The organism is Hyphomicrobiales bacterium (assembly GCA_030688605.1).
Taxonomy (GTDB): Bacteria; Pseudomonadota; Alphaproteobacteria; order Rhizobiales; family NORP267; genus JAUYJB01.
This window is the reverse complement of record JAUYJB010000004.1, coordinates 1-4,654: the sequence shown is the minus strand read 5'-3', so window position 1 is coordinate 4,654 and position 4,654 is coordinate 1. Positions and strand designations below refer to the sequence as shown.

Below are 4,654 nucleotides of genomic sequence, written 5' to 3'. Positions count from 1 at the left end.
GCAACGAACCCGGTGGGCCGATTTGGCCCACCGAAGGCCGGGTTCTTTTGCGCCGTGGCGGTGTGGCGGCTGTTGGCCGAGGCACCGCATCGCCCGGCGAGCCGCGCCGGGCCACGGCGAAAAATCATCCCGGTAAACTGGTTCCCTATAACCATGAACCGCTCTAGAGGTTTGGAACCAAGGCCATATGGTGCCAAGATAGTTACGCGATGGTGCGACGGCACATCCGTCACGGCGCATTCACAAAAGGAGCCGAGCCGCAACGATTTCGGATTGAGCCAATGAAAATGAATGATTTCAATTACTCCGGCCCCGCCGAGCTCTATATCGCCAACAGACGGCGCGCCGGTCGGAATTCAATGACCTATCGCAAGTTCGAGACGGCGGCAAAAGCCATTCGCTACTTGATCGAGGAGCTTCCCAACACGAGCTTGCCAGGGACGATCCTGGAAGTGGACGAGGAAAGGTACCGCCACAAAGAGATCCGCAAGCTCTACAACAGCAGCGCCTATCCGCTGCCGCGGCAAACCACGGAGGTCAGCGATGCCACCCAAGCCCAATTATAGATTTGAACGGTCCCAGCGCGAGAAATCCAAGGCGACGAAAAAGGCCGAGCGGCTCCAGGTGAAAGCCGAGAAATCAGCGGCCAGAAAGCTAAAATCCGGCGAGGCCGAGACCCAAGATCGGCGAAAATAGCAGATCCGGTTGGCGATCCGCATGGGCCTCGAATTCCCCGACAGGTAGGCCATGCGCGTATAAATCGCTTCATGCCGGACATGATCCTGATAGGTTCCGGTGAACCCGGGATGGTCGGGGGCAGGACATGAGATCGCCTCGCCAGGGAATTTCCGATCACGGGAAGGACGCCGGGCTGTTGCTTCCGCCGTACCGAGACATCCGCCAACGTCTGGCGGGTCGAATGCCCGGACCGCTTTGACCGGCAGGTGTCCCGCCAAGGCACCGACGCGGAGGCTCTTCTCGCCGAATGCGAGAACGACGCGGCGATGATAAACGAGAGCCTGAGCCAGAATTGACCGCGCCTCAAGGACCATCGACCGGTCTTGAAACGCCCTTTCAATCAATCGTTTGATAGTCCCGCAGAGGCTCGATGGTCCGGTTCCGTTGAAGCATGGTGACGGCCCGTGGAATGGACTGAGAGCGGCTTTATCATCGGCACGAGGCGCCACGGCGAGACGAGCGTGATCGTCGAGGCCTTCGCGCGCGGCCACGGCCGCCATCTGGGTCTGGTCAAGGGCGGCCGGGGGACGCGCTGGCGCGGCGTCTTGCAGCCCGGAAACCAGGTGAGATTTACCTGGCGGGCGCGGCTTTCGGAACATCTCGGCCATTATGCGGTCGAGGCGGAGGCGCTGCGGGCAGCCGAGATCATGGCCGATCCGCTGGCGCTGGCGGCGCTGGGCAGCCTCAACGCCATGGTCCGCCTGCTACCCGAGCGCGACCCGCATGCCTCGCTCTTCTCGCTCTATGAGGCGATCGTCGAGGCTCTGCCGGCGGCAGCCGGCTGGCCTGCGGCGCTCGCCCGCTTCGAGCTGACGCTGCTTGCCGAGCTCGGCTTCGGGCTTGACCTTGAAAGCTGTGCAGCCACCGGCAGCAACGACGATCTTGCCTATGTGTCGCCGAAATCCGGCCGCGCGGTGAGCCTTTCCGCCGGAGCGCCCTACAAGGACAAGCTCCTGGCCTTGCCGCGCTTCCTGCGCGACGAGGCGTTGATGCCCGAGAATGTCGATGACCTGATCGCCGCGTTCCGCCTGACCCGCTTCTTTCTTGCCCGCGACGTCTATGCGCCGCGCGGCCTGACGCCGCCGGAATCGGACGAACGCATGATCCGCCTTTTGCTGCGGACGGCTGCCGAAATGCGCTGACATCCTTGTTTGCGTCAAAGCATTTCGCTAACCCAGTGCCATGACCCAGTCTGCCGAACGTCCTGATTCGGGCGCGATCGAGCCGGTCGATCTGCGCGCGGCGCTGGAGGAGCGCTATCTCGCCTACGCGCTCTCCACCATCATGGATCGCGCCCTGCCGGACGCCCGCGACGGGCTCAAGCCGGTGCAGCGGCGCCTCCTCCACGCCATGCGCCTCTTGAAGCTCGAGCCGGAATCAGGCTTCAAGAAATGCGCCCGAGTCGTCGGCGACGTGATCGGCAAATACCACCCGCATGGCGAGCAGGCGGTCTATGACGCCCTGGTGCGCATCGCCCAGGACTTCGCGGTGCGCTATCCGCTCATCGAAGGGCAGGGCAATTTCGGCAATATCGATGGCGATAACGCCGCCGCCATGCGCTACACCGAGGCGCGGCTGACGGCTTACGCCATGGCGATGATTGCCGATATCGACGCCGATACGGTCGATTTCCGCGCGACTTACGATGGCGAGGACTCCGAGCCGGTGGTGCTGCCGGCCGCCGTTCCCAACCTGCTCGCCAACGGCGCCGCCGGCATCGCCGTCGGCATGGCGACCAGCATCCCGCCGCACAATCTGGGGGAACTCGCCGACGCGGCGCTGCACCTGATCAAATTTCCCAACGCCACTATCGCCAAGCTCGTCGAGCTGGTGCCGGGCCCGGATTTCCCGACCGGCGGCGTAATCGTCGATTCCCGCGACACCGTGCGCGAAGCCTACCGCACCGGGCGCGGCGCCTTCCGCCTGCGCGCGCGCTGGCAAAGGGAGGATACCGGCCGCGGCACCTATGTGGTGGTGGTCGACGAGATTCCCTATCAGGTCCAGAAATCCAAGCTGATCGAGAAGATCGCCGAGCTTCTGCAGGCCCGCAGGCTGCCGCTGCTCGCCGACGTGCGCGACGAATCGGCGGAGGACGTGCGCATCGTGCTGGAGCCGAAGAGCCGCACCGTCGACCCCGTGATCCTGATGGAATCCCTGTTCCGCGTCACCGACCTTGAGTCCCGCGTGCCGCTCAACATGAACGTGCTGTCGCGCGGCCGGGTCCCGAAGGTGATGAACCTCAAGGACGTGCTCGCCGAATGGCTCGATCACCGCAAGGAGGTGCTGCTGCGGCGCACCCGTTTCCGGCTGGAGAAGATCGCCCACCGGCTCACCGTCCTTGACGGCTATCTCATCGCCTATCTCAACCTCGACGAGGTGATCCGCATCGTCCGCAACGAGGACGAGCCGAAGCCCGAGTTGATGCGCGCCTTTAGCCTCGGCGACGTGCAGGCCGAGGCGATCCTCAATATGCGCTTGCGCGCCTTGCGCAAGCTCGAGGAGATGGAAATCCGCCGCGAGCACGAGGCGCTGTCCGCCGAGAAGGCGGAGCTCGAGGCACTGGCCGGCTCCGAGGACAGGCAATGGGCGCAGATCACCTCTGAAATCAAGGACATAAAGAAGCGTTTCGGCGGCGAGGATGCACTCGGCGGCCGCCGTACCGCCTTTGCCGAGGCGCCCGAGGCGACTGAGGTCGACGTCGCCGAGGCGATGATCGAGCGCGAGCCGGTCACCGTCATCCTTTCCGAGAAGGGCTGGATCCGCGCCATGCGCGGTCACCTCGCCGACGCCGATCAATTGCCGTTCAAGTCCGGCGACCGGCTGAAATTCGTCGGCCAGGCGCAGACGACGGACAGGATCGTGCTATTCGCCACCAACGGCAAGTTCTACACGCTCGACGCCGGCCGGCTGCCCGGCGGGCGCGGCCATGGCGAGCCGCTGCGGCTGATGATCGACCTCGACGACACCCAGGATATCGTCGCCCTGTTCGTCCACGCGCCGGGCCGCAAGCTCCTGGTGGCGGCGAGCGACGGGCGCGGCTTCATCGTCGCCGAGGACGAGGTGGTGGCGATGACTCGCAAGGGCAAGCAGGCGCTCAATGTCAAGAGCCCCGACGAGGCGGCCTGCTGCGTGCCGGCCGAAGGCGACCATGTCGCGGTCGTCGGCGACAACCGCAAGCTCCTGATCTTCCCGCGCGCCGAGCTGCCGGAGATGCCGCGCGGCAAGGGCGTGCGGCTGCAGCGCTACCGGCAGGGCGGCCTCTCCGACGCCAGGGTCTTCGCCATGGCCGACGGCCTGACCTGGCAGGATTCCGCCGGCCGCACCTGGACGGTCAAGCAGGCCGAGCTTGCCGACTGGATCGGCACCCGTGCCCAGGCCGGCCGGCTGCCGCCCAAGGGTTTTCCCAGGCGCAACAAATTCGCCTGACGCCTGAATCGCGTTCCTGCCCCTTCGAAGTCCCCGCTTGTCAGATTTCTCAATCTTACGAATAATGGATTTGCAGAGGTTCGCGGCGGGTTCGGTTCCCGTCGCAGGTAAGCGAGGTAGATGCACATGACGGTCGCGGGATTCACCGAAGATCTGGCAAAGACATGGCGCGCTGACGGTGTCGTCTGCCTGCGCGGCGTCTTCGCCCCGGAGTGGATCGAGCTTCTGCGCCAGGGCGCGGAGCAATCGGTCGCCGCGCCCGGGCGCGCTCGCCAAGGACTATGCCAGGGACGGCAAGGGCAAATTCTTCACCGACCACGACATGTATCTGCGCAACGACCCCATCCGCCGCTTCGTCTTCGAGTCGCCGGCGGGCGAGATCGCCGCTCGTCTCATGGGCGCCCGCAAGGTGAACCTGGTCGACGACCATCTCCTGATCAAGGAGCCGAAGACCAGCAATCCGACCTATTGGCACCAGGACCAGCCCTAC

The 4,654-nt window shown here is 64.8% G+C and carries 5 protein-coding genes; 4 read left to right on the top strand and 1 reads right to left on the bottom strand.

The genetic code is table 11. The features are described from left to right. The first annotated feature begins 281 nt into the window (after positions 1 to 281). Entirely contained in the window at positions 282 to 566 is a 285-nt protein-coding gene (locus Q8P46_00540) for a hypothetical protein (protein ID MDP2618659.1), read from the top strand. Here Q8P46_00540 and Q8P46_00535 read toward each other — a convergent pair. Further along, entirely contained in the window at positions 561 to 1,052 is a 492-nt protein-coding gene (locus Q8P46_00535) for a hypothetical protein (GenBank protein MDP2618658.1), read from the bottom strand. The two genes, Q8P46_00540 and Q8P46_00535, sit on opposite strands and share 6 nt — an antisense overlap. A 90-nt stretch (positions 1,053 to 1,142) precedes the next feature. Between Q8P46_00535 and recO the strand changes: the two genes are divergently transcribed. The 3 genes from recO to Q8P46_00520 all read left to right on the top strand — a co-directional run. Further along, positions 1,143 to 1,880: a DNA repair protein RecO gene (gene recO, locus Q8P46_00530; protein ID MDP2618657.1), complete on the top strand. Its 738-nt coding sequence runs from the start codon at positions 1,143 to 1,145 to the stop codon at positions 1,878 to 1,880. Between the two features lie 40 nt (positions 1,881 to 1,920). Then, complete coding sequence (gene parC / locus Q8P46_00525) at positions 1,921 to 4,164, top strand: DNA topoisomerase IV subunit A (GenBank protein MDP2618656.1); 2,244 nt, start codon at positions 1,921 to 1,923, stop codon at positions 4,162 to 4,164. 178 nt (positions 4,165 to 4,342) lie between these two features. Then, the coding region (locus Q8P46_00520) for a hypothetical protein (GenBank protein MDP2618655.1) at positions 4,343 to 4,654 on the top strand (312 nt) is incomplete at its 3' end.

Excerpts from the sequence above, each read along its gene's own strand:
- Q8P46_00540 (MDP2618659.1), top strand. The coding sequence starts at position 282 with ATGAAAATGAATGATTTCAATTACTCCGGCCCCGCCGAGCTCTATATC.
- parC (MDP2618656.1), top strand. The coding sequence starts at position 1,921 with ATGACCCAGTCTGCCGAACGTCCTGATTCGGGCGCGATCGAGCCGGTC.
- Q8P46_00535 (MDP2618658.1), bottom strand. The coding sequence starts at position 1,052 with ATGGTCCTTGAGGCGCGGTCAATTCTGGCTCAGGCTCTCGTTTATCAT.